Genomic DNA, 19,471 nt, shown 5'->3' with positions numbered 1-19,471 from the left:
TTCTTACATGAAAGTATACGATTGCGCTTTTCTAATTCTCTAGAGGTGAATAGACATGAAAATGGAAGAAATAATCTCAACAGTACACGAGTTTTTTTCTAAATATATTCAGCCACCATTTCGGATTACCTCTGTCATTAAACAAGAAAATGGATGGGACGTTGAACTAGAAGTGATAGAAGAAAAAGAATATATGAAAGCTTACGCAAAAGATCAGCTCCTTGGAGTTTATGAAGCAAAGCTCGATGAAGATATGGAAGTTATTTCTTTTGAACGGGTCAGCCTGCGTCCTAGGAGCGCACCGTTAGACAAAAATGAAGGGAGGTAAATGAAATGGCAGCTAATAACACACCAACAAAAAAACAAACAACTGAGGAAAAGGATGAAAAACAGAAGTCATCTGCCTCTAAAGAAAGCCAAGAAGAGAGCAGCTCTTCGCATCAGGAAGAGAAGTTTATAAAAACAAAAGAAAAAGGAGCATTACTTTCTCGAACAAAAAAATATGTAGAAGCAGGCTTTCCTGTTCATTTTACCGGGCCGTTAGGGGTCGGGAAAACATCGATGGCACTCGAATTAGCCCGTCAATTTGATGAGCCTGTTATGCTTCTGCACGGTAACCATGAACTTTCTAATACGGATTTGTTAGGCGGTTTTACCGGATATACGTCTAAAAAGGTTATAGATAATTATGTTAGAACAGTATATAAAAGAGAAGAAAACCTTACAGAGCAGTGGAGTCCCGGTCGTTTAATGGAAGCTGTTAAAAAAGGGTATACCGTGGTGTATGACGAGTTCACTCGTTCTAAACCAGAGACAAACAATTTATTTCTCTCTGTATTAGAAGAAGGAGTTTTGCCTTTATACGGGATGAAACAAAAGGATTCATTTATCCGGGTGCATCCCAACTTTAAGGTGATTTTCACAAGCAATCCAAAAGAATTTGCAGGTGTCTACCATACACAGGATGCTTTGATGGATAGACTGATCACCATTCCTGTAGAAAATGAGGATGAAAAGACAGAAACGCGGGTGCTCGCAAAGAAAACGAATATAACTTCTAAAGAAGCTGGCATAATTATAAATTTTATTTCCCGGATACGAAAAACATGTGAAGAAAAAAATGAACAAGGACCAAGTTTTCGAACAACGGTCATGGTCGCTGAAATTTGCAGAAAAAACAATATTTCCATAAATCCAGAGAATAAAACATTTGCCGATGTGTGCTCGGATATGATCAGCGCTTATGTAATGAAATGCAAAGGATACGAAAATCAGAATAAAACGGAACGGTTAATCAAACAAGAGCTCAAGAAAGCGAAATAAGGAGTGAAAGGAATGGCTGAGGAATTGGGATGTTATCTTTTTTGTGCAATAGAAACAGAGGAAAAGCAAAGCTTTGGTAATGTTGCTTTAGCTGGGAAAGAGAGGGAGGTATATACCGTCCACTATAATAATCACGCTGTGGTTGTGGCTGATGCTCCTATACAAGTGTATGAACCAAGCCGTAAAAATGCTAAAGCTCATCAGGAAACGATATCAAAGGTAATGGAAGACTTCACCGTGATTCCGATGAGTTTTGGCACCGTATTAAAATCGCAAAAGGATGTTTCCCTTCTGATGGAACAGCTAAAGGAGCAATTTAAAGAAATCTTTCCAAAGATAAGAAACAAAATAGAAGTAGGTCTAAAAGTAATCGGAAAAAAAGAGTGGCTTAGCCAAGAAGCAAATCAGCAATCTGATATTAAGAAATTAAAAGAAAAAACAAAATCAAAACAAGCGGGCTATTACGACCAAATCCAGCTGGGAGAAAGTGCGGAGCGTTTTGTAAGAGGCCTTCATGAAAGAATGGAAAACGAAATTTTTTCTCCATTAGCAGAGATGGCAGATGCTGCTGTCAGTAATGAAGTGATTAATGAACGAATGCTTTTAAATGCTTCTTTTCTTGTTGACCTTGACAAAGAAGAGAAGTTTGACGAAATTGTTAATGAACTTTATGAGAAGTGGCAGGACAAAACAGAATTTAAATATACGGGCCCCTGGCCTGCTTACAACTTTATAGATATTAAGCTAAAAGCAAAGAGTGCCATATGATACACAAATTAATTACCTGGCCGCTTGATACTGTAATAACTATAGGAGAAAAAGTGAAAGAAGAAGTTGATAAAGAACTTTACGACCTTGATCATATTCAGAAAAAGCTTGCTCATGTGCAAATGTTATACGAAATGGGAGATATCACGGAAGAAGAGTTTGACAAACAAGAAGAAGAACTCCTGGCACGCTTTCGAATAGCTAAAGAAAAAGAGCAGGAGGATTAGAAAGGGGAAAGACAGATGGATGTATCAGCCAAAACAAATACATTGCTTTATTTATATGCGTTCATACCAAGCAACGAGTATGAGCGTACAGAGCTTGAATCTTTAGAAGGAATGGAAGCCCCTTATGAAGTGGAATTTTGGTCGTTCCAGGAGATTACAGCAGTAGTGACGCGGGTGCCGGAAAAAGATTATTCGGAAGCCAATTTGCAAAATAATGTAGAAAACCTCCAGTGGCTGCAAAAAAAAGCATATCACCACCACAACCTGATGAATCAACTACATACGCACTTTACCGTTCTGCCTTTAAAATTTGGTACGATTCATGAGACAAAAAGCCGGTTGGAAAAAATAGTTGAAGATCAGGAAAAAAACATTCTATCGCTTTTTGACCGTCTGAAAAATAAGGAAGAATGGAATGTAAAAATCTATGCAGATAAAGATCAATTTGTTTCTTCTTTTATGGAAAGCAATCCCGAAGTAACAAAGAAAAAAGAAAAGATCGATCAACTGTCTCCAGGAAAACAATTCTTTGAAAAAAAGAAAATGAATCAATGGATTAATGAAGAGGCCGAAGAAAACATGACTACACTTTGTAAGGAGTTTCATAAAAAACTAAAGCAATACAGTGTAGGTACGAAATTGAAAAAGAACTGGGAAAAGAAAGTAACCGGCAGAAAAGAGGAAATGTGCTGGAACAGTGTATATCTCGTTGACAAAGATAATAAAGGAGCATTTCTGGATTTGCTAAAATCCAAAAAAGAGGAAGTGGAAAATAAAAAAACGGGAATGATTTATGAAGTAACCGGCCCCTGGCCAGCTTACCATTTTTCACAGTTTATGGATCGAGGTGAGAGTCATGCAGCAGGAGAGTCTTGAAAATAAAGACGTATCATTGCTGGACATTTTAGACGCTGTTCTTGATAAAGGGGTCGTTATACGAGGTGATCTTACCATCTCTATTGATAACATTGACTTAGTATATTTGGATTTGCGTATTTTACTTGCGTCAGTAGAAAAAGTAAAAGAATCTGGAGCCAGAGTTTATTCATCTTAAAAGAAAGGAGGCAAGCTAAAGTGGAAAAAACAGAATCACTTTCTTCCATTCAAACCCATGAGCCTCAAGGCCGCATCTCGCTGGACCCGGAAAAAGCAGAAGAAGGACTGTCCCAGCTTGTATTGACTGTGATTGAACTACTCAGGCAGCTTGTCGAAAAGCAAGCGATGAGAAGAGTAGAAGGGGGAGACTTAACCGAAGAGCAAATAGAACAATTAGGTACGGCTTTAATGAAACTAGAAGAAAAAATGGAAGAAATGAAAGAAATTTTAGGACTGGGTGATGAAGATTTAAATATAGACTTAGGTCCACTAGGAAATTTACTATAAAACGAAAAACGAGGAAGGAGGCTGCCGTATGCCTGTAGAACATCCGATAGAATCAAATAGTTTAGTAGACGTGTTAGAGACGGTTTTAGATAAAGGGGTAGTTATCGCTGGTGATATTAAAATCAATTTAGCCGATGTTGAGCTGTTAACGATAAAAATCAGGCTTATTGTTGCTTCTGTTGATAAAGCAAAAGAAATCGGCATGGATTGGTGGGAAAATGATCCGCATTATTCTTCTCACGCTGATAAAATCCAAGAAGAAAATCAGGCTTTGCATGAGAGAGTAAAACAGCTTGAAGAACGCCTGGAAAATGAATCATCTCTGACATCAGAAGAAAGGGGAACTCCACATGATTAACCAATTTATGAAAGATATCGGACATCTGGTAAAGGATCTGGAAAAAGAGGATCATTCCTCTCTAAGCAGAATTTATGAAAAAAAGGCAAACGATGATAAGCCAGGGAGCAGGTATGAATATCATACGACAAGTAAATTTTTAGACAGGGATGAACGTAAATCTAAATAGAAAGGTTTGAGAATGTAAAATTGGAGAAAAGACCTGATGGAGAAAATAAACCGGCTGACTAATCGTGAAGAAGATTAAGTCAGCCGGTTTATTTTGCCGAGAAGAAGGTATTCACCGTATAAGACAACCTACCATGTTTTGACAATAAAGACTCTAGCGGCAAAGATCCATTGTCCGTTAATAACGGCCGCTCATTGTGATTCCTCCAAATTGCAAATCAGGCAGATTTTTCAGTGGGGATGCAGGCAAAGACTGAATATTATATGGGCGCTCCATTCTCCTCATCAGCCTAATTATACAGGCTCCTTAAACTTTTCCACTTGAAAGATATATTTCAAACTATTCTGTTCCCTTCATTTAATGGTCAGATAATGGTCGAAACTATTCAGGTATAATATTCGTCAACTATAGTTTTTCTAAGGAAGAGGTGAGAAAATAGTGGTGTTCTAAAAAAGCAGTACATCGTCTTTTAATAGATTAGAGAAAAAGAAGAAGGTGATGGAAATGCGTTCATTGACGGCGTATGGTATTACGGTGGCCGGAGCTTCCTTTTGGGGTTTAACCGGTCTTTTTGTACAAAACCTCTATAGATTTGGTTTCTCCCCGCTTGAGGTGGTTACGGTGCGGATGACGCTCTCTACGATTATCATGTTCGCCCTGATTGGCATTGTCCGGCCTTATCTTTTAAAAATATTTATTAGAGATATACCTTATTTTATTGGTCTTGGGGTTGTCAGTATTGCCCTGTTTAACTGGTGTTACTTTACGGTAATGGAGCAGTCCTCACTCTCTGTTGCTGTGGTGCTGCTATACACCAGTCCAGTATTTGTTGCTGTTATATCAAGGTTTGTATTTAAGGAGTCATTAACTGTCAATAAAATAACAGCGATTATACTTACGCTTGCTGGCTGCAGTTTCGTTGCGGGCTTACTTCCAGGTGGAGCCATGAATATAACAATCCCCGTTTTAATAATAGGTTCAGCTTCTGGTTTTTTTTGTTCGCTGTACAGTATTATTGGGAAGTTTGTTAGCAGGAAATATCATTCTGTTACTATCACGGCTTATTCTATGCTGTGCTGCAGTATCTTTCTTTTACCATTAAGCGGATTGGAACAAAACTTAGAGCCGTTTTCAGAACCTTCAGTTTGGCTGTACGCTGTTGGCAGTGTTCTCATTTCAACCATTTTAGCTTACGTGTTATATACAGCTGGTTTAAAATATATCGAATCCAGCCATGCAGCTATTTTATCAACGATAGAGCCGATTGTTGCGATAATGGTGGGTGTGTCGGTATTTAATGACAATCTGACAGTTTGGCAAAGCATCGGTATAGTACTAGTGTTTTCTTCTATTTTGTTATCAGTTTTTTCAAGGAAAAAGAAATTTGTTTTAGGTAAAAGAGGAGGGCAGCAGTCCCCGCTCAATAAATAAATATCGGTTATGTACCGCTAACCATGATGAGCCAGTACATGAAGAGGCACCCTTATCAGCTGACTCTTTGGAATTTACCTTTTGCATTAATATTCGGAGGGACTGGAGTAGCAATTGCTTATCTGCTTTTGTAATTTGTTAAAGGATTTTAAAGATAAGTGTGGAATTAGAAATATAATACACTTCTATAATACAATTCGTTTTTTAGAAAGAAGGGTAATAACATGGGTTTTTCTATGGAAATGAACTGGGAAATTATCACCCATAAAAAAGCAGAACGGTTAGGGGAGAGGTCTTTTCGCTTAATAAAAGAAGGATATCACATGTTTCCGCTCGACACGAAATTACCTATTCAAACGCTCGAAGAAAAAGCTCCATTTGGAAAAGCTATCATTACAAAAGTGGAGTGGGGAACAGGATGCACCACTCTTCATTATGAGCTTGTTTCACTGAGTTCGGTTAATTAAATTTTATTTATGTTGATTTATATAATAGAAAGAGCTATCCTGTACATTTTTGTTAGGAATAGCTCTTTCTCCGGAAACATTCTATACAAATACCATATTAGTCGTTTCTCCTCGCATACTCCGGACTTCATCTGGATTGGCAATAACTGTTGGCTGAAAATCAATCAATATTGCAGAACGCTCACCAGGCCCGTCTTCTAATCCTTTTTCAACCTCACCAACATAATGCGTAACTAAAGGATCATATACACCATAAGATTCCAGAGGATTTTCTAAATAAAATGAAGCAGTTATGTCTTGATCATCTATATCCTCTGGCATTTTGCCTCGCATGGAGGGCTTCGAAATAGCGTTCAATCCGCCAATGATATTCCGTCTTCTAATTAAGTGCGCAAATGTAAATGGTTCCCCGTCTTGATGAAGGTTGTTTGGTGAAGAAACCGCTACATCCCCTTCTTTTTCCACCTGTAATTTTACAAAATGAATTCCTGCATGCACGGGCATTAAGGCATCTTCTCTCATCCAAAATGTTTCCTTAAAATCAAAACGAATAATTTCTTCTAGCAGCGGATTGGCCATCGTTTCTTTCATCAGGGAAGGAAAACGGCGGTATTCTCCTGTATATTCGGGGTTAAAGCTTCCTTGGAAATATTCGTAATAAGCTTTTCCGTTAACGTTTGATTCCGGCAGCCATTGAATTTGGTATGTTTTTGGCATGACGATTGCTCTGGCATACCGTCTGTAACGATTTAAATGAGGAGCGTATTCATCTGCGGGCAGGGTATCAAAAGCCCTGGTAAGCTGCTTTAGGTCCTCTTCTATACCATTATAGTGGATATAATCTTTTAAATCATAGTAAGCAAAGCCACTTTCTTTTAATTGGCTCACAAGTATGACCTCCAACTGAAATATAACTCTTAGACACTATAAAAGTTTATCACGTTTCCCGGAATAGAAAAATAATTTATACTGTCTAAAGGAACGTTCGTTCTTATTAAAATGAAAGAAAAATTAAGGAGCGAAAAAAATGCCTGTTATTTTAGCAGAAAAACCGAGTCAGGCTAAAGCTTACGCAGAAGCTTTTCCAAAAGGAAGCAAGAAAGAAGGGTTTATAACCATCCCTGCTTGTCCTATTTTCCCCAATGGCGCCATTCTGACATGGGGAGTTGGTCATTTAGTGGAACTAAGGTCACCGGCAGAGTATGAACCTTCCTGGAAACGCTGGAACCTTTCGCAGCTTCCTATGATACCAAATACATTCGAGTTTAAACCAAGTTATAAAACAAGAAAACAATTTCAGATTGTGCGAAGACTGCTTCAAGAAACCGAAGAAATTATCATTGCTACCGATTGCGACCGCGAAGGAGAAAATATCGCACGTAGTATCATATATCATGCAGGGGCAGGACATAAGCCAACCCAGCGTCTTTGGATTAACAGTCTAGAAAAAGATGAGGTAAAAAAAGGATTTGAACGACTGCACCATGCCGATCATTTTGCTGCTTTATATGATGAGGCGCAAGCGCGGCAAATCTCTGATTGGCTTGTTGGGATGAATGCCAGCCGTTTATATACACTGCTGCTGCAGCAAAAAGGAAATCATCATGTATTCAGTGTAGGAAGAGTGCAAACACCAACTTTAAAACTAATTTATGAACGTCAAAAAGAAATTGAACACTTCACGCCGGAGCCATACTTTGAAATAAAAGCACAATTTCAAACAGAAAAAGGGGGGTACGAAGGAAAGGCCAAAAAGCGTTACAAAACAAATGAGGAAGCAAAAAGAATATTACATAACAATGGCATTGATTTCAAAGACAGAGGGATGGTGAAGGATGTTACTGTTTCACAAAAACGAGTGAAGCCTCCTATGCTGCATTCCCTTTCATCACTTCAAACACTGGCGAATAAAAAATACAAATACAGCCCTTCTAAAACATTAGAAATCGCACAATCTCTTTATGATCAGCCGTTAAAGCTTGTCTCTTACCCAAGAACGGATACACAGCATATAACGAAAAATGAATTTGCTTATATACAAAAGAATATAAAAGCTTATCAAAAATTAACGGGAGATGTGTTTGAGCCGTCTTCCCTTCAGTCTAAAAAAAGGTACGTAGACGACAGCAAGGTGAAAGAGCACTATGCAATTATTCCGACAAAAAAAGTTCCAACCGAGACGGCACTTCAAAATCTGCGCCAAGACCAAAGAAATATTTATTTTGAAATCGTGAAGAGTGTACTCGCAATGTTTCATTATGACTATCAGTTTGAAGAAACAAACGTAATAACAGATGTAAAAGGATTGGATTTTTACAGTAAAGGCAAAGTGGAAAAAGTAAGGGGATGGAAAGAATTATTTGACAGCGGCCTTCCTAAACAAAAAAAAGGCAAGCAGCAGCTTCCTGAACTTCCGCCATTGCATAAAGGCTTGAAGGCTGACGCGTCCCTCCATATAAAAAAAGAAATGACAAAGCCGCCCAAACCATATACAGAAGGACAGCTTATTAATATGATGAAAACCTGCGGCCAAGTCATCGAAGATGATGAAGAAGCAAAAGCGGCTTTAAAAGAAGCAGAAGGCCTGGGAACAGAAGCCACTAGGAGCGGAATTATTAAAACACTAATTCGTCAAGAGTATATCAAAGTAAATAAGAATATAGTGTCTGTAACCAAAAAAGGAGAGGTCCTTTGCCAGGCAGTGGAAGGGACGCTATTGTCCAAGCCGGAAATGACAGCAAAGTGGGAAATGTTTCTTAAAAAAATCGGACAGGGAAAGGCGCAAAAACAAACATTTATCAGTAACACAGCTGCTTTCACAAAAAAGTTGGTTGATTCCGCACCGAAAGAAGTGGATGCCTTAAAAGTAAATGCAGAAGAATTACCAGAGCCAAGGAAACATAAAAGAAAAAAATTAAGTGATCCGATAGCTATCTGCCCATCATGTAAAAAAGGGAGTATTATACAGCATTCATCTTTTTACGGCTGTACCGAATATAAAAATGGGTGCAGACAAACGTTTAACAAAAGAATTTTAGGAAAGACGATCACTACCGCCCAAATCAGGCAGCTTTGTGAAAAAGGGGAAACTCGTTTGATTAAAGGTTTTAAAGGAAAAAGGACATTTGATGCTAAACTTGTTTTAAAACATAACAAGATTGAATTTTCTTTCCCCAGCCCCACATAACAAATAAAAAGGGGACATTAAGGGAGGGAAATTTTATTTGGGAGTCAGTAGTCCTTGTAATTGGCGGGCTGCTTTTATTACGAGTAGCAGGAAGAAAGTCGATAAGTCAATGGCAGTGGCACAGACTTATGATTTCAATTGGGTCGTTGATTATTCAGCCTATTGTTGAAACATCAATATGGAAAACAATCATGTCTTCCGCTATTTTTATTGCCTTTTGCTTTTTATGGAATTTCTTCAAGTGAAGTCAAATACATTTGAAAAGCTGTTAACGGGGAAGTCCAAGGTAGTGATATTTAAGAAAGCAAGGCATTACGAATGCAGCCTTGAAAAACTTTTAGGTAAAACATTAACGGAAGTGGAAAATCCCCAAAACCTATTTACAGAAGCTGTAACAAAGCATCATTGCGTTTCAAATGATAAACAACTTGAATGATTTGTTCGTCTTTAAAAGAGGGAGAGCTCATACATAGCTCTCCCCACTGATTTAGGCGGTTACACCGGGTGAGGAGTGTTCATGTGAAGCGGAGGTAGTACAAGCCAGCCCTTTTCTTTATTTAATCGCAGTAATTTAGCTCCCGCCTGTGCTTTATTTGTGTGGTATTGGCCAAAAAGCATTGCAATGTCTTCGCGGGTGCTTTCTCCAATAATCTGGCTGCAAGCAACTAAGCCGGTTGCTATATCTCTGCCAATCAAAGCAGATATTTCTGGATCATTAAAACGAGCTCCTACCGGGATTTCTTCTGGGTTAGAGTATGCCCTTTCCGGTGGAGATGGAGGCAGACCAACCCCATTTTCCTTTAATACTTGTTCGATTTCCAGCTCTTCTCTTCGTGCATCATCAACCATGTCTTCAATTAATTTAAACAGATCAGCGTCTCCAACATGGTTCATATAGGTTTGATAAGCAGAGATAACGCCTTTTATTCCAGTTAAATAGGTCCACAAGCCGAAGACTTCCCCGTAATGCATCGGTTCATCTTGTTGATTGCCGCTTAAGATCCCCATAAACATCCTCCTCAATAAGTTCATTTGTTGGTCTCCTCTTCTCTTTTCAGCCTAATGACTAAAAAGAAGTATTTGACCGACATTTATTAGAATATGGAGAGCAACCAAAATTATAAAGGAGATGGATGGCAAAAACACCAATCAGGAAGTATTCCTTTTTACAATGTTGGTTGGTTAGGTCTGAACCGAGAGAAAACACACAGCAGTGAGCTGTACGGAGGGAAAAAAGCCCGGGATATCTTCTAATGAAAGGGGGAACCATGGCTTTTTCTAAAAGGTTAACGGCAAGCAAAGTTTTCTAAAGGTGGTATCAAAAATGAATACAGAATGGATAAAAGTTATAACTGCTGCTGTATTTGAGGTATTGTGGGTGGTTATTTTAATGCATGCTTCTTCTGGTTGATATAATATTCTTTGGAGAAACGCTCCAGGTAATGAAAGTAATTCTGATCTTTATTCTTTTAAACGGCGTTATTGGTCTCAAACTGGCAACAGATGACACATCGCAAAAGCAGAAGGAGGGAAGCATCTAATGGCCTGGGTTTACTTAACAATAGCTGGACTATTTGAAATGACAGGGGTCGCTATGATTAACAAAGTACATAACGATCGCAGCAAGTTAGCATTTATGTTTATGCTGCTTGGTTTTGGATGAGTTTTTTATTTTTGACATTTGCTATGAATTCCCTGCCTATGAGTACAGCATATGCGGTATGGACAGGCATGGGCGCTGCTAGCGGGGCACTTGTCGGAATGATATATGGTACGAAGAATCTAAAAGTATCTTGCGACTCAGTTGTATAGCTATCATCATTGCAGCTGCGGCTGGATTAAAACTTATCTCCTGTATTCGCTGTTAAAAAGTGATACTTCCTTTAACAATAGCTTTAAATGCTTGCAGGGGGGTTTTTAGTTCTATATATTGGGAAGAGAGACGTAGTATAATAACTTTTTAAAAAGGAGAAATGAGCACGATGGAAAGCATTTTTTACGAATCTCACGCAGGTTCATGGTTTTTCCTCATTTTGTTTTTTGTCATCAGTTACTTTTTCACAAAACAAAAGATCACATTAATGCTGCAGCGTTTATTTGCCCTAATCATGATTATAACTGGAATTGGAACGTTATTCTTTTACAACTTTCCACTTCTTTATATTCTAAAAGGAGTGTTGGCAATTATACTTATTGCTGTCATGGAAATGCTCATCGCTCGTAAAAAGAGAAATGAACCTCAGGGTGGCTTATGGGCGGCTTGCATTATTTTAATCATAGCTGTTTTACTTCTAGGTTTTAACGTTATTGGTTAATAAAAGCCAGAGCATTAAGGTTTGATACCTTTGCTCTGGCGTTGTTCTTGTTTAGGAAATTATGTTTTTACAAGTTGTGGATAACTATCTCCATATTGTTTGATCCGCGTCTAGCTTCAGCGCCCAGCCTCTCGGAGGCCCAAGACGGTTTAAGGAACTTTTGCTAGAATCGCGAACATCGTGTTCGCAACGCAAAAGTCAGCACATCCTGTGGAAGTAAGAGCGCCTTTAGTGACTGGAGAACATTTACCTGTCGAGGCTGAACAGGACGCTTGCGCTTTTGTTCTTATGACCTTTCATAGTCCCTGTTTTTTCCCCCGGTTTTCTTTAGCAGATAAGTGGGACCAATGATCATGCCTTTATCGATTGCTTTACACATATCATAAATCGTGAGAGCCGCCGTGGAAGCAGCTGTTAAAGCTTCCATTTCCACTCCAGTATTTCCTTTGACTTTTACTTCAGACGTAATCTCAATGGTGTACTCTTTCTCATCAGAAATCAACCATTCAAACTGAATATCTACTCCATTTAAAGATAGCGGATGACACATAGGGATAATCTCTGCTGTTTTTTTAGCTCCCATTATGCCTGCTACTTGGGAAACAGCAAACACATCACCTTTTTTATTCGTGCCTTCCTGAATTTGGTCGTACACGGCTTTTGCTACAGTGATACTGGCCCTCGCTGCTGCTGTCCTCGACGTTTCTTGTTTATCTGTGATATCAACCATTTTGGCACGGCCTTGTTCATTAAAATGAGTAAAATCCGACATGCTCATCATTCCTTTTACCTATTTTACTTCAGTATATCATTCACTCGGTGCGGTGCTGAACAAAGAATTAATGAGGCAAATAAATAAGTTGAAATAAAAATAGTACAGCAAAAATATAAACAAGCGGGTGAACAGTCTTTCCTTTACCCTTTACCAGCTTCATAAGCGGATAAGAAATAAATCCAAAAGCAATTCCTGTAGCAATACTAGATGTTAAGGGCATACTCAAAATAACCAGGAAAGCAGGAAAAGCTTCATCGAATTCCTGCCACTTAATTTGAGAAACGGCTCCAAGCATGAGACTTCCAACAATGATGAGCACAGGAGAAGTTATTGCAGGAAGTCCAGAAACCGAACTGACAGCAGGCCCGAAAAAGATGGTGAGTACAAACAATCCTGCAACCGTTACAGTCGTTAACCCTGTTCTTCCTCCTGCCGCCACTCCGGAAGAAGATTCAATATAAGCACTTGTTGGACTTGTGCCAAAAATAGACCCAACTGTTTTGGCGACGGAATCAGCTAAAAGGGCCTGACGGACTCTTGGCATTTTATTTCCTTTCATTAGCCCAGCTTGCTCGGCCACGCCGACCATCGTACCTGTCGTATCAAAAATAGTGACGAGCAAAAAAGAAAATACTACCGCATAAAGACCATATTGAAAAACATCAATGAAAGCCTGAAGAGGAGAGCCGAAAATGAACCATTCAGGGCTTGGAGGTGTTGATGCAAATCCCTCTTCAAAACTTAAATGCCCAGTGAAAAATGCAATCATGCCGGTGATAACCATCCCTAAGAACAAGGCACTGTTCACATTCATTGCCATAAATACAATAGTAATTCCTAAACCAATTAGAGTAAGAATAACTTGAGGAGATTGAAGGTCGCCCAGCCCTACGAGATTTTCAGGATGAGCAACAATAAGCCCGCTCATTCTTAACCCAATAAAGGCAATAAATAAACCAATACCAGCTGTAATACCATATTTTAAATTTGAGGGGATAGCTTCAATAAGTTTTTCCCGAAAAGGAGTTAAGGAAAGAATAATAAAAATGACTCCAGAGACAAAAACGGCTCCAAATGCAACTTCATATCCTATCTGATCGTTAGCACCTACAACAGAATAAGCAAAGTAAGCATTTAACCCCATTCCCGGTGCTACCGCAATGGGATAATTAGCAAAAACAGCCATCCACAATGTACCGACTACTGTGGCTATGATGGTTGCCATAAACACATGCTCAAATGGAACACCTGCATCGGAAAGGATAACGGGGTTTACGACAACGATATAAGCCATTGTTAAAAACGTTGTGATTCCGGCTAGCAGCTCTGTTCTGGTGTTTGTATTGTTTACTTGTAATTTGAAAAGCTTCTCTAACATAAATGACCACCCTAAAAACGAACTTTAATAAAAACCATGTATTATAATATTCGTTTTTAGAGTAATTTACAATAGTCAATTTTAAAAAAGCTTTTTCAAATACGGATCCGTTGTAATATATTTCTTTGTTCAAATATTTTAAGCAGGCCGTAAGCCAAGACTCCACCAGTTAAAGCACTTAATAAAAAGGAAGGCACGAATGCAAATAAAGCTGTTGTTTCACCAAGCAAAAGGCGTGCAATCGGATATGTAAGCAATGCTCCAATAATTCCTGTTCCAACCACTTCACCGGCAGTAGTTACATTCAATTTTTTTGTATACTGATAAAGAAGTCCAGCAAATAGAGCTCCAATCATACTTCCAGGAAAAGCAAAGATCGAGCCGGTTCCAAACATATTGCGAAGAAGAGACGTGCCAAACGCTTGAATAACTGCGTAACCAGGCCCCAGAAGCACAGCAGAAATTACATTTACAAAATGCTGTACCGGAAAAATCCTTGCAAAACCTATTGGAATAGATACAAAAGGGCTTGTAACTGTGGCGATCGCAATTAATAAAGCAGTATAAGATAATTTTTTTGTTTGATTCATGACTGGTTCCCTCCTGCTATAACTATCTCAAGAAAAGAAAGATTCATCAATAATACATCATTCTTTTTGTGGAGAGGAAAAAATGAATACAAGCAAGAGTGGAAACAGGTAGCCAATAATAGACTGAATCGTGGCAACAGGCTGGGAGTAACCTACCGGGGTAACGTCACCATAGCCAACAGCTGCCATGGTAATAACACTAAAATATATTGATTTCCAAATAAATGTGCCAACAGATAAATTCTGATGTTGATCATAATGGTCTATAACATGTCCCAATTGTGTTATTTCTAAAACCATATATATGAAAGCAAAAGTTATTGCTACATTTATAAAAATCAGGGAAAGAATGAAAAAAGCCATGCATTTTGTTTTGGAAAAACTCATTATAACCCTCCCCAAAATCAACGCTTGATTATCTTATGGCTGATCTTAAGAAATAATGAGTGAAACCCTCCTTGGTTATAAAAGCGTATTTTCAGACATTATTTATATCATGTGATACCATGGAAGTGACATAACATTGGAGTGAAATAGTTTTTTGTAACTTAGATAGATGCAGGGAGAGCAGTGGAATGGAATTTGTAAGGCCAATAAAAGATACAAAAGTGATTTGTTTAATGAAGCGTGATTTAAAAAAACAATCACCAAGAAATTATTTGCTTTTTGTTATGGGAATTAATACTGGCTTAAGAATTAGTGAACTGCTTCAGATCTCTTTTAAAGATGTAATGATAAACAACGAGGAACCAGCTGATTTTTTAACAATAAAAAGAGAAGATGTTTATCTTAATGCTTCGGTAAAGAGGGCAATAAAATGGGATGTAAAAAACCAGCAGCATGTTGAGCCGGAAAGTTATCTGTTTCAGTCTGCCCGCGGAAAATTCCCTATCAGCCGTCAGCAAGCTTACCGGGTTCTTAACCGTGCTGCGGAAAATTTAGGTTTACCTGAAAGAATTGGCCCCCATACTTTACGAAAAACATTTGGTTATCACGCTTATAAAAAAGGAATTGCAGTTGCTCTTATTCAAAGACGCTTTGGTCATCATACACCAGGTGAAACGCTGCGATATATAGGAATAGATAAAGAAGAAGTAAAACCTCAGTTGGATGTAAACTTATAGAGAGGGGGAGCATACGTGTTTATTGGCAGTTTTGATATTGATTCCTTTGTATTGCTGGCTGCTTTGCTTTTGATTGTCGGTGTCAGTGTAACAAAATTCTCTTCGCGCCTTGGGATGCCCTCCTTGGTACTCTTTATTTTAGTAGGTATGCTTATTGGAAGCGATGGTTTAGGAATTATTTATTTTGACGATGCTGAACAGGCGCAATTAGTAGGTATTATCGCATTAGTTATTATTTTATTTGAAGGCGGTACCCAGACAAAATGGACAACGATTCGTCCGGTTGTGCTGCCGTCTATATCGCTAGCAACAATTGGGGTGTTGATTACATCCTTGATTGTGGGTTTAGCAGCTCGATATGTCGTAGACCTATCTTGGTTAGAAGCTCTTTTACTAGGAGCTATTGTTGGTTCTACGGATGCTGCTGCTGTATTTGCTTCTCTTAAGGAACGTAATATCAGCACAAAAGTTGGGGCAACAATGGAAGCTGAATCAGGTACGAATGATCCTATGGCTGTATTTTTGACTTTGATTTTTATTGAATTGATAACCATTCAACAGCCGAATTATCTGCTTTTATTTGGCTCCTTTTTTTGGCAGATGGGGCTTGGTTTATTAATCGGACTTGTTCTTGGTAAAATTGCTTCGATTTCCATTAATCACATTAATTTGGATTCAAGTGGACTTTATCCTATTTTTGCACTTTCTTTTGCTTTGTTAACTTACAGTACAGCTTCTTTAATAAATGCGAGCGGTTTTTTGGCTGTGTATGTTGCCGCTCTGATTATCGGAAATTCTGAGCTTACGTATCGTCACTCGATTTTTCGTTTCAATGAAGGATTTGCATGGATGGCCCAAATATTAATGTTTATTATTCTTGGCCTGCTTGCGTTTCCTGAGCAGATTCTTTCTGCTCCCGTAATCGGAAACGGCCTGCTGTTATCTGCTGTGCTTATTATAGTAGCTCGTCCTGTTGCAACATTTTTATCAACAATTGGAATGAACTATACATTTAAAGAAAAAATATTTTTGGCGTGGGCAGGACTTAGAGGGGCCGTACCTATTGTGCTGGCTACGTTTGCCATTGTAGCAGAAGTTGAAAGCGGACAGATGATTTTTAATATCGTATTCTTTATTGTATTAACTTCTGCTCTTATTCAAGGTTCATCGCTTTCTTTTATGGCAAAAAAGCTTGGGTTGTCCGGACCGAAAAAGGAAACTCCGCATCATTCCCTTGAATTGATTTCGATAGGAAAAGCCAACGCTGAAATTATTGAATTTAAGACGGATGAAAATACACCTATTGTAGGGCAGAAGCTTCAGGATATAGAATTTCCGGATTCTGTGTTAGTAAGTGCAATTGTACGAGATGAAAATTTAGTTACTCCTTATGGAGAGACCGAGATAAAAGAGGATGACTTTTTATACATTCTTGTCTCACGTAAACAAAAAAACAATCTACGCCGTATGTTAAAACATGATTATTAATCTTTTTATCTAAGTACGCTGAATTCGTGTGATAAAATTAAAGGAGGGGGAAATTTTTTATAGTTCTTGCTTTCTTTATGGACTTGGCGATAAGCCGAGTTTTTCAAATAAGGCAAGTAAGGATATATTCTGTGCTTTGATGTCTAGCTTCAGTGCCCAGCCTCTCGGGGTTAAATAACCTCCAGTCATTAAAGACAAAAACATCTTTATTGCCTGGAGATCATTTACCTGCGAGGGCTCCTAGGAAAAAGTTCACAACGCAGAAGTCAAGCACATCCAGGGCAAGCCAGTTCGGCGTCGTTACAGGACGTACTTGCACAGGAGGTGGGGTGACTTCTACGTTGCACTTTCGTCGCCAAAAACGCCACGTCCTGTGGCATTGGCGCATTAGCACTTCCTGTTCGTCGACGTGTGCGAATGTAGTAGAAGTTCATTAATGTCAGCCGAACGTCAACTTTCTTAGGCGCTTTTACATTTCTTATGCTCATTTCACATAAGGTGGTCCTTTTATGACGGTTCTTATTGATGTATTAATACCTATTGCTCTTATCTTTTTATCAGGTTTTTTTCTGCAGAAAAAACAAATTATAGATGTACGATCCGTTTCATCAATCGCTCTTTACATTCTGACACCGGCTCTTGTGTTTCGCACGTTTTATACGACAGAGCCTGATGGTGACTTATTTAAAATAGCAGCTTTTTCTGCATTATTTTTACTAGTTATGCTTCTTTTAAATCGTTTATTTGCTTATTTTTTAAAATGGGATGCTAAACAAGAAAGCGGGATGACGCTTGCTACAACATTTATGAATGCAGGAAATTATGGTGCGCCGCTGATATTATTTGCGTTCGGTGAGACTGCGTTTGCATATTCTGTAATTTTTATGGTCATTCAATCATTGTTAATGAGTACAGCAGGTGTATATTTGGCGAACAGAAGCAGCTTGACAGCCGCTGATGCTTTTCGGGTGGTTCTTAAAATGCCTGTCTTTTATGCATTAATATTAGGAGTCCTGCTGCAGGCATTACAAATAAATATTAAAGAAACATATATGGATGCTGTTAGTATGCTGGCTGAAGCTGCCATACCGGTTGTTATGATAGTACTTGGCATGCAGCTTGCAAAAATCTCGATCGCTTCGCTTGATTGGAAGCTGGTAAGTGCCGGTACCTTGTTAAGACTTGTAGTTTCACCTTTGGTTGCATTTGGACTTACTGCTTTGCTGCAGACCAATTACACATTGAGCATTGTTTTAATTGTTTCTACCGCAATGCCAACAGCAGCAACGATAGCGATGATCGCTGTTCAATTTGAATCGAGTCCACAGCTGGTATCAAGCATTACGTTAATGACTACACTTTTAAGTGTGCCGTCTTTATGGATATTGCTGACAATTATAGGAGTGTAAAAGAAATGTCGAGCCAAAAACAACAAATAAAAGCTGGCCATAATAATTATAGAGTTTTAGAAAGAAAGGAGCATATTGGATGAAAAAAATAAGCGGGATTTTTATATTGATATTTCTGTTAGCAGCTTGCGGTCAGACAAATGAAAATCAGGAACAATCTGGAGATAATAGCGATTCTCCGGAACCGATTGAAGTAGAAATTGATATGGAAAATGAGGCAGAAGCAGAGGAAGAAATAAAAATCGGAGCTCATGTAACACAAGGTGAAGAAACAGTAACAGACGCCAATGAAGTATTGTTTGAAATATGGAAAGAAGGCGAAAAAGAGGATAGTGAAGAGATAATGGCAGAAGAGCCGGCGAATAATACTTATTTCATTAAACAATCCTTTGAAGAGGACGGAATTTATCATGTTACTGCTCATGTCACAGCAAGAGGAATGCATAGCATGCCAACAGAGGAAATTACTGTGGGAGAGGCAGAACAGGAAGAAAGTAAGGCAGAAGAAGATAGTGAAGACATACATGCAGGCCATCAGCATGGCTCTCCCGTAACAGCAGACTTACAATCTCCGTCTGAGATAAAAGCTGGTGAGGAAACAGAATTATCTTTTCAAATTGCTGAAGAAGGTGAACCGATAAACGAAGCACGAGTTCGGCTTGAGATTTGGCAGCGAGGAGACGATACTAGGGAGTGGGTGGACACAGAGGAAAAAAACGGTATGTATGCTGCTTCGCACACTTTTGAAAATTCTGGCGACTATATGGTAACCGTGCATATTGAAGATCAGGAAGATTTACATGAGCATGTGGATAAAATCATCTCGGTAAAGTAAGTTGATCATTATTTGAGGAATGTTAACGAAGACAAAGTCAAGGGTGGGCTCGGAAGAAAGGGACAGCCCTATCTTTCCACCAGTCTTCTTTTGGCAGCATTCGAGTGATCAGAAAGGCCTATGCATTATTCGTCAAACAAGTTCTTGAAGCCCGAGACAGGAAAAAGAAAGAAGAAGCGGTAACTGAGGAAGATTAGAGGGCCGGTCATCAAGAATGGGGTTTAGGGAAAGAACAATACAGCGG

At 38.7% G+C, this 19,471-nt stretch carries 24 protein-coding genes and 1 pseudogene; 19 read left to right on the top strand and 6 right to left on the bottom strand.

Going from position 1 to position 19,471, the window contains the following annotated elements:
• Positions 1-55: 55 nt before the first annotated feature.
• From gvpO to ACE1TI_RS11645, 11 genes are all read left to right on the top strand, one after another.
• Positions 56-328 (top strand): gas vesicle protein GvpO, encoded by a 273-nt coding sequence (gvpO, locus tag ACE1TI_RS11695; protein WP_375007749.1) that lies wholly within the window; start codon positions 56-58, stop codon positions 326-328.
• A 5-nt stretch (positions 329-333) separates the two neighbouring features.
• Complete coding sequence (gene gvpN, locus ACE1TI_RS11690) at positions 334-1,323, top strand: gas vesicle protein GvpN (protein WP_375007748.1); 990 nt, start codon at positions 334-336, stop codon at positions 1,321-1,323.
• A gap of 12 nt (positions 1,324-1,335) precedes the next feature.
• A complete protein-coding gene (locus tag ACE1TI_RS11685; protein ID WP_375007747.1) occupies positions 1,336-2,091 on the top strand; it encodes a GvpL/GvpF family gas vesicle protein in 756 nt (251 codons plus the stop codon).
• Complete coding sequence (locus ACE1TI_RS11680) at positions 2,088-2,318, top strand: gas vesicle protein GvpG (protein WP_375007746.1); 231 nt, start codon at positions 2,088-2,090, stop codon at positions 2,316-2,318. The genes ACE1TI_RS11685 and ACE1TI_RS11680 overlap by 4 nt, the downstream gene beginning before the upstream one ends.
• Before the next feature lie 15 nt (positions 2,319-2,333).
• The gene (locus ACE1TI_RS11675) at positions 2,334-3,194 is read left to right on the top strand and encodes a GvpL/GvpF family gas vesicle protein (protein WP_375007745.1); all 861 of its coding nucleotides are present in this window, start codon (positions 2,334-2,336) and stop codon (positions 3,192-3,194) included.
• Positions 3,175-3,372 carry a gas vesicle protein gene (locus ACE1TI_RS11670; protein ID WP_375007744.1) on the top strand — a complete coding sequence of 66 codons (198 nt, stop codon included), beginning with the start codon at positions 3,175-3,177 and terminating at the stop codon, positions 3,370-3,372. The genes ACE1TI_RS11675 and ACE1TI_RS11670 overlap by 20 nt, the downstream gene beginning before the upstream one ends.
• A 20-nt stretch (positions 3,373-3,392) precedes the next feature.
• Positions 3,393-3,701 (top strand): gas vesicle protein K, encoded by a 309-nt coding sequence (locus ACE1TI_RS11665; protein ID WP_375007743.1) that lies wholly within the window; start codon positions 3,393-3,395, stop codon positions 3,699-3,701.
• A gap of 28 nt (positions 3,702-3,729) precedes the next feature.
• Positions 3,730-4,059 (top strand): gas vesicle protein GvpJ, encoded by a 330-nt coding sequence (gvpJ, locus tag ACE1TI_RS11660; protein ID WP_375007742.1) that lies wholly within the window; start codon positions 3,730-3,732, stop codon positions 4,057-4,059.
• Positions 4,052-4,228, top strand: a complete 177-nt coding sequence (locus tag ACE1TI_RS11655) for a hypothetical protein (RefSeq protein ID WP_375007741.1) — start codon at positions 4,052-4,054, stop codon at positions 4,226-4,228. Before gvpJ ends, ACE1TI_RS11655 begins: the two co-directional genes overlap by 8 nt.
• Positions 4,229-4,732: 504 nt before the next feature.
• Positions 4,733-5,659, top strand: coding sequence for a DMT family transporter (locus ACE1TI_RS11650; protein WP_375007740.1), 927 nt, complete (start codon positions 4,733-4,735; stop codon positions 5,657-5,659).
• 224 nt (positions 5,660-5,883) lie between these two features.
• Complete coding sequence (locus tag ACE1TI_RS11645) at positions 5,884-6,126, top strand: DUF2584 family protein (protein ID WP_375007739.1); 243 nt, start codon at positions 5,884-5,886, stop codon at positions 6,124-6,126.
• Positions 6,127-6,207: 81 nt separating this feature from the next.
• On the opposite strand, the gene ACE1TI_RS11640 is transcribed toward ACE1TI_RS11645, so the two are convergent.
• Positions 6,208-7,014, bottom strand: coding sequence for a 2OG-Fe dioxygenase family protein (locus ACE1TI_RS11640; protein ID WP_375007738.1), 807 nt, complete (start codon positions 7,012-7,014; stop codon positions 6,208-6,210).
• 139 nt (positions 7,015-7,153) lie between these two features.
• Here ACE1TI_RS11640 and ACE1TI_RS11635 point away from each other — a divergent pair, with 139 nt between their 5' ends.
• Together ACE1TI_RS11635 and ACE1TI_RS11630 are read left to right on the top strand one after the other, a co-directional pair.
• On the top strand, positions 7,154-9,313 hold the full coding sequence (locus ACE1TI_RS11635) for a type IA DNA topoisomerase (RefSeq protein WP_375007737.1): 2,160 nt from the start codon (positions 7,154-7,156) through the stop codon (positions 9,311-9,313).
• Positions 9,314-9,554: 241 nt separating this feature from the next.
• Positions 9,555-9,749 carry a hypothetical protein gene (locus ACE1TI_RS11630; protein ID WP_375007736.1) on the top strand — a complete coding sequence of 65 codons (195 nt, stop codon included), beginning with the start codon at positions 9,555-9,557 and terminating at the stop codon, positions 9,747-9,749.
• A gap of 59 nt (positions 9,750-9,808) precedes the next feature.
• On the opposite strand, the gene ACE1TI_RS11625 is transcribed toward ACE1TI_RS11630, so the two are convergent.
• Positions 9,809-10,321, bottom strand: coding sequence for a DUF3231 family protein (locus ACE1TI_RS11625; RefSeq protein WP_375007735.1), 513 nt, complete (start codon positions 10,319-10,321; stop codon positions 9,809-9,811).
• Between the two features lie 532 nt (positions 10,322-10,853).
• Between ACE1TI_RS11625 and ACE1TI_RS11620 the strand changes: the two are divergent.
• Positions 10,854-11,181, top strand: a pseudogene (locus ACE1TI_RS11620) (DMT family transporter).
• A 114-nt stretch (positions 11,182-11,295) separates the two neighbouring features.
• Positions 11,296-11,628, top strand: coding sequence for a DUF1516 family protein (locus ACE1TI_RS11615; RefSeq protein ID WP_375007734.1), 333 nt, complete (start codon positions 11,296-11,298; stop codon positions 11,626-11,628).
• A gap of 286 nt (positions 11,629-11,914) precedes the next feature.
• Here ACE1TI_RS11615 and moaC read toward each other — a convergent pair whose 3' ends face one another.
• From moaC to ACE1TI_RS11595, 4 genes are all read right to left on the bottom strand, one after another.
• A complete protein-coding gene (gene moaC, locus ACE1TI_RS11610) occupies positions 11,915-12,400 on the bottom strand; it encodes a cyclic pyranopterin monophosphate synthase MoaC (RefSeq protein WP_375007733.1) in 486 nt (161 codons plus the stop codon).
• Between the two features lie 67 nt (positions 12,401-12,467).
• The gene (locus ACE1TI_RS11605) at positions 12,468-13,781 is read right to left on the bottom strand and encodes an NCS2 family permease (RefSeq protein WP_375007732.1); all 1,314 of its coding nucleotides are present in this window, start codon (positions 13,779-13,781) and stop codon (positions 12,468-12,470) included.
• Positions 13,782-13,876: 95 nt separating this feature from the next.
• Positions 13,877-14,371: an energy coupling factor transporter S component ThiW gene (thiW, locus tag ACE1TI_RS11600; protein WP_375007731.1), complete on the bottom strand. Its 495-nt coding sequence runs from the start codon at positions 14,369-14,371 to the stop codon at positions 13,877-13,879.
• Between the two features lie 57 nt (positions 14,372-14,428).
• On the bottom strand, positions 14,429-14,758 hold the full coding sequence (locus tag ACE1TI_RS11595) for an ion channel (RefSeq protein ID WP_375007730.1): 330 nt from the start codon (positions 14,756-14,758) through the stop codon (positions 14,429-14,431).
• A 188-nt stretch (positions 14,759-14,946) separates the two neighbouring features.
• Here ACE1TI_RS11595 and ACE1TI_RS11590 point away from each other — a divergent pair, with 188 nt between their 5' ends.
• The 4 genes from ACE1TI_RS11590 (at position 14,947) to ACE1TI_RS11575 (ending at position 19,227) form a co-directional block, all read left to right on the top strand.
• On the top strand, positions 14,947-15,495 hold the full coding sequence (locus ACE1TI_RS11590) for a tyrosine-type recombinase/integrase (protein WP_375007729.1): 549 nt from the start codon (positions 14,947-14,949) through the stop codon (positions 15,493-15,495).
• A 21-nt stretch (positions 15,496-15,516) separates the two neighbouring features.
• Positions 15,517-16,983 (top strand): potassium/proton antiporter, encoded by a 1,467-nt coding sequence (locus tag ACE1TI_RS11585; RefSeq protein WP_375007774.1) that lies wholly within the window; start codon positions 15,517-15,519, stop codon positions 16,981-16,983.
• A 509-nt stretch (positions 16,984-17,492) separates the two neighbouring features.
• Positions 17,493-18,392 (top strand): AEC family transporter, encoded by a 900-nt coding sequence (locus ACE1TI_RS11580; protein WP_375007728.1) that lies wholly within the window; start codon positions 17,493-17,495, stop codon positions 18,390-18,392.
• 79 nt (positions 18,393-18,471) lie between these two features.
• On the top strand, positions 18,472-19,227 hold the full coding sequence (locus ACE1TI_RS11575) for a FixH family protein (protein WP_375007727.1): 756 nt from the start codon (positions 18,472-18,474) through the stop codon (positions 19,225-19,227).
• The last annotated feature ends 244 nt before the right edge of the window (positions 19,228-19,471 follow it).

It is taken from the genome of Alteribacillus sp. JSM 102045 (assembly GCF_041949975.1).
In the GTDB taxonomy this organism is placed as follows: Bacteria; Bacillota; Bacilli; order Bacillales; family Marinococcaceae; genus Alteribacillus.
The sequence above is the reverse complement of the archived record's forward strand: the minus strand, read 5'-3'. Positions and strand labels throughout refer to the sequence as shown.

Excerpts from the sequence above, each read along its gene's own strand:
- ACE1TI_RS11650 (WP_375007740.1), top strand. The coding sequence starts at position 4,733 with ATGCGTTCATTGACGGCGTATGGTATTACGGTGGCCGGAGCTTCCTTT.
- ACE1TI_RS11595 (WP_375007730.1), bottom strand. The coding sequence starts at position 14,758 with ATGAGTTTTTCCAAAACAAAATGCATGGCTTTTTTCATTCTTTCCCTG.
- gvpN (WP_375007748.1), top strand. The coding sequence starts at position 334 with ATGGCAGCTAATAACACACCAACAAAAAAACAAACAACTGAGGAAAAG.
- ACE1TI_RS11625 (WP_375007735.1), bottom strand. The coding sequence starts at position 10,321 with ATGGGGATCTTAAGCGGCAATCAACAAGATGAACCGATGCATTACGGG.
- ACE1TI_RS11580 (WP_375007728.1), top strand. The coding sequence starts at position 17,493 with ATGACGGTTCTTATTGATGTATTAATACCTATTGCTCTTATCTTTTTA.
- ACE1TI_RS11575 (WP_375007727.1), top strand. The coding sequence starts at position 18,472 with ATGAAAAAAATAAGCGGGATTTTTATATTGATATTTCTGTTAGCAGCT.
- gvpO (WP_375007749.1), top strand. The coding sequence starts at position 56 with ATGAAAATGGAAGAAATAATCTCAACAGTACACGAGTTTTTTTCTAAA.
- ACE1TI_RS11670 (WP_375007744.1), top strand. The coding sequence starts at position 3,175 with ATGCAGCAGGAGAGTCTTGAAAATAAAGACGTATCATTGCTGGACATT.
- ACE1TI_RS11615 (WP_375007734.1), top strand. The coding sequence starts at position 11,296 with ATGGAAAGCATTTTTTACGAATCTCACGCAGGTTCATGGTTTTTCCTC.
- ACE1TI_RS11655 (WP_375007741.1), top strand. The coding sequence starts at position 4,052 with ATGATTAACCAATTTATGAAAGATATCGGACATCTGGTAAAGGATCTG.
- ACE1TI_RS11675 (WP_375007745.1), top strand. The coding sequence starts at position 2,334 with ATGGATGTATCAGCCAAAACAAATACATTGCTTTATTTATATGCGTTC.
- moaC (WP_375007733.1), bottom strand. The coding sequence starts at position 12,400 with ATGTCGGATTTTACTCATTTTAATGAACAAGGCCGTGCCAAAATGGTT.
- ACE1TI_RS11605 (WP_375007732.1), bottom strand. The coding sequence starts at position 13,781 with ATGTTAGAGAAGCTTTTCAAATTACAAGTAAACAATACAAACACCAGA.
- ACE1TI_RS11645 (WP_375007739.1), top strand. The coding sequence starts at position 5,884 with ATGGGTTTTTCTATGGAAATGAACTGGGAAATTATCACCCATAAAAAA.
- gvpJ (WP_375007742.1), top strand. The coding sequence starts at position 3,730 with ATGCCTGTAGAACATCCGATAGAATCAAATAGTTTAGTAGACGTGTTA.
- ACE1TI_RS11680 (WP_375007746.1), top strand. The coding sequence starts at position 2,088 with ATGATACACAAATTAATTACCTGGCCGCTTGATACTGTAATAACTATA.
- ACE1TI_RS11685 (WP_375007747.1), top strand. The coding sequence starts at position 1,336 with ATGGCTGAGGAATTGGGATGTTATCTTTTTTGTGCAATAGAAACAGAG.
- ACE1TI_RS11635 (WP_375007737.1), top strand. The coding sequence starts at position 7,154 with ATGCCTGTTATTTTAGCAGAAAAACCGAGTCAGGCTAAAGCTTACGCA.
- thiW (WP_375007731.1), bottom strand. The coding sequence starts at position 14,371 with ATGAATCAAACAAAAAAATTATCTTATACTGCTTTATTAATTGCGATC.
- ACE1TI_RS11590 (WP_375007729.1), top strand. The coding sequence starts at position 14,947 with ATGGAATTTGTAAGGCCAATAAAAGATACAAAAGTGATTTGTTTAATG.